This window comes from Sporichthya sp. (assembly GCF_013815995.1).
Lineage (GTDB): Bacteria > Actinomycetota > Actinomycetes > Sporichthyales > Sporichthyaceae > Sporichthya.
This window is the reverse complement of record NZ_JACDFE010000375.1, coordinates 1-2,432: the sequence shown is the minus strand read 5'-3', so window position 1 is coordinate 2,432 and position 2,432 is coordinate 1. Positions and strand designations below refer to the sequence as shown.

Below are 2,432 nucleotides of genomic sequence, written 5' to 3'. Positions count from 1 at the left end.
CTACCGGGCCGGGGTCGCGCGGACGCTCAAGCGCGACGTCGGCCGCGAGGTGGCCCGCCGCAAGGAAGTGGCGCAATTCAAGCGGCGCCGCGCGGCGTCGGCGAAAGCCGCGAAGGTCTGACCGGTCGCTACCGTCTCGCGCCTGGCGTCCGCACCGCGCACAACGGGTCGAGCTCGCCCTCCGCGACCACGGCGCCAGCGTCCCCGACGCCGTGTTCGGGCACGGGGTCACCCGCACCCTTGAGGAGTGGGGCCTGGTACTGGGTCGTCTGAGGGGCGTCCGGGCCGTCGCGCCGGACCTTCGCTCCACGGCCGGTCGGGCGCACCGGAGGTCGCGCCCTGGGGCCGCGTTCGTGTGCGCCGGCCGGACCGCCCTGGCCTACGACTGGTTAAGCGCCACAAGCCGTATTTGTTGTCGTGATGGACCGCCGAGTGGTGACCGAAAAGGACCATCTGCGGTGCCCAATAGAGGGACATATTTGAGTACTCCGAGGGCCAAGGGTCGTCAAGAATCCCTGCGATTTCAAATTTCCGCCTCGGACCATATTTCTAGTTGGGCCCTTATGCGGAATTCCTCCGCTCGGCACGCGTCCGGCAGCACCTGGTCAAAGACCTCGCGCGCATCGCGCCCAAGGTGTGCACCCTCAAGCCCGGCGTCTACAACCAGGCCTCCGCGATGTCCCTCACCGGTACCGTCACCACTGCGCGCCGGCGACGAGGTCACCGTGACGATGTCCGACCACTCCGAGGTCTCTTATGCGGTGACCAACGTGGCGACCTACCCGAATGCGAAGTTCCCGGCTGAGCGGGTCGACACCGGCCCGTCGACGCTGAATCTGGTCACCTGCGGCGGTGCGTACGACCCGGTTGGACGGTTACGCCGCGATCCGCCGCGCCGAGGCGCACGGCCCCCGCACCCCGATCATCGCCATGACCGCGAACACCCTCGCCGGCGACCGCGAACGGTGCCTGGCCGCGGGCATGGACGACTACCTCACGAAGCCGCTACGCGTCGCCGACCTCGACAGCATCATCGCCAAGACCCTCGAGGGCGTCCCACCCCGTAGTCCGCTGCCACCGCCGGTGGCCGCCGCGCCCCCCGATTCGCCCAGGCAGCCGAGGACCTCGGCCGAACCCCCACAGCCACACCCGACGACCTCGACGGCGCCCGCCGCGCCCACGCCTCCACCACACAGATCTTCGAACTGACCTGCGTGCACCTCGGGCCTGCCATTGCACGGTGTACGTGATCTTGTTCAGGGTTTCCCGGCCTCGCGGCGGACACCAGCTCCACCTTTCGAGTCACGCTGTGAGCGAACCTTTCCTGACTACCCGTCATCTCGTTCATCGGCGCACGCCTCGCCGTCGATCAGGCGGCGCGGGCCCGGGCCGCGCACCCCGAGTTCGTCCCAGGGGTTGACCAGCCGGCAGAGGTCGATGGACAGGCAGCCACAGCCGATGCAATCGCCGAACTTGTCGCGCAGGTCCAGCAGTTCGGCGATGCGCCGGTCCAGGTCGGCCTGCCAGCGACGGGAGAGCCGCTCCCAGTCCCGCCGGTTGGGTACCCGGCGGTCGGGCAGCGCCGCCAGCACCTCACCGACCTCCGCCAGCGGGATGCCGGCCCGCTGCGCGACCCGGATCAACGCCACCGTGCGCAGCGCGCTGCGGGCATAACGGCGCTGGTTTCCCGAGGTGCGCCGGCTGGTGATCAGGCCCTGGCGCTCGTAGAAGTGCAGGGCAGAGACGGTGACGCCGGACCGCTCGGCGAGCTGGCCCACCGTGAGTTCCAGCGCGATCTCGTTCCGGGTCCCGGGCACGACTGCCTCCCTGTGGCGTATCCGCTTGATCTCAACCTTAGTTCAGGTTCTACGGTTGAGTCAGTACCCGCCGAGCAAGGAGCAGTCCGTGGACCCTTACCGCCTCGCCGTCATCGTGGGCAGCACCCGCGAGGGCCGCTTCTCTCCGACCGTCGCAGCCTGGTTCACCGACCTGGCCCGCACCCGCCCCGATCTCGTGGTCGAGGTCGTCGACCTCGTCGACACCCCGGGCCCTGGTGCGGAGTTCACCGCGGCGATCGGCCGCGCGGATGCGGTCGTGGTGGTGACCCCGGAGTACAACCACTCGTTCCCGGGACCGCTCAAGACCGCGATCGACAGCGTGCGCGGCGAGTGGTTCGCCAAGCCGGTCGGCTTCGTCAGCCACGGCGGGATCTCCGGCGGGCTGCGCGCCGTCGAGCCGCTGCGTGGGGTCTTCGCCGAGCTGCACGCGGTGACGATCCGGGAGACCGTCAGCTTCGCGATGGCCTGGGAGGCCTTCGACGGCGACGGCCAACCCAAGGACCCCCAGGCGGGCGAGGCGGCGCACCGGCTGCTGGACCAGCTCGCCTGGTAGGCCGGCGCGCTGCGCGCCGGGCGGACCGCCCTGCCCTACGC

At 70.1% G+C, this 2,432-nt stretch carries 2 protein-coding genes and 1 pseudogene; 2 read left to right on the top strand and 1 reads right to left on the bottom strand.

Annotation, left to right across the window (positions count from 1 at the left end; genetic code table 11):
- Window positions 1-867: 867 nt before the first annotated feature.
- Window positions 868-1,023: pseudogene (locus tag H0X00_RS24060) on the top strand (response regulator); the annotation flags it as partial.
- Window positions 1,024-1,328: 305 nt separating this feature from the next.
- On the opposite strand, the gene soxR reads toward H0X00_RS24060, so the two are convergent.
- On the bottom strand, window positions 1,329-1,817 hold the full coding sequence (gene soxR / locus H0X00_RS23440; protein ID WP_293775244.1) for a redox-sensitive transcriptional activator SoxR: 489 nt from the start codon (window positions 1,815-1,817) through the stop codon (window positions 1,329-1,331).
- A gap of 88 nt (window positions 1,818-1,905) precedes the next feature.
- Between soxR and H0X00_RS23435 the strand changes: the two genes are divergently transcribed.
- Entirely contained in the window at window positions 1,906-2,391 is a 486-nt protein-coding gene (locus H0X00_RS23435) for an NADPH-dependent FMN reductase (RefSeq protein WP_293775242.1), read from the top strand.
- Window positions 2,392-2,432: the final 41 nt, after the last annotated feature.